Origin of the sequence: Bacillus cereus group sp. N14, assembly GCF_016483555.1 — a bacterium.
GTDB classification, from domain to species: Bacteria; Bacillota; Bacilli; order Bacillales; family Bacillaceae_G; genus Bacillus_A; species Bacillus_A wiedmannii.
The window spans coordinates 1-371 of sequence record NZ_JAEHBQ010000071.1; the positions used below are offsets into that span (position 1 = coordinate 1).

Consider the following 371-nt stretch of genomic DNA (forward strand, 5'->3'; position numbering starts at 1 on the left):
ACTTCTGGTACAACAGGAACACCGAAAGGTGTAATGGTTGAAAATAGGAATGTAATGAATCTATCTAATTGGCAAATTGATGAAGGGAAGTATGGAGAAGATACGGTTGTTCTTCAAAATTTAAACTATATCTTCGATGGTTCGGTTTGGGAAATTTTCCCTGTTACTTTATCAGGAGGAAAACTGTTAATTATTTCTGAAGTACAAAACAAAGAACCTAGAGAGTTATTAACTCTTTTAGAGAAAAAGCAAGCTCTGTTAGTACCATCAATGTTCAGAATGTTGTTGGAATATGCAGAAAAAAATGGAAAAGCGGATGAATTAAAGCAGTTTGAAAGACTATATTTAGGAGCTGAACCACTTACTAGTGA

At 34.0% G+C, this 371-nt stretch carries 1 protein-coding gene; it reads left to right on the forward strand.

Annotated elements, in window-relative coordinates; translation table 11 throughout:
- Positions 1 to 371: AMP-binding protein (locus JDS82_RS29090; RefSeq protein ID WP_199714328.1), on the forward strand; the 371-nt coding region annotated here is incomplete at both ends.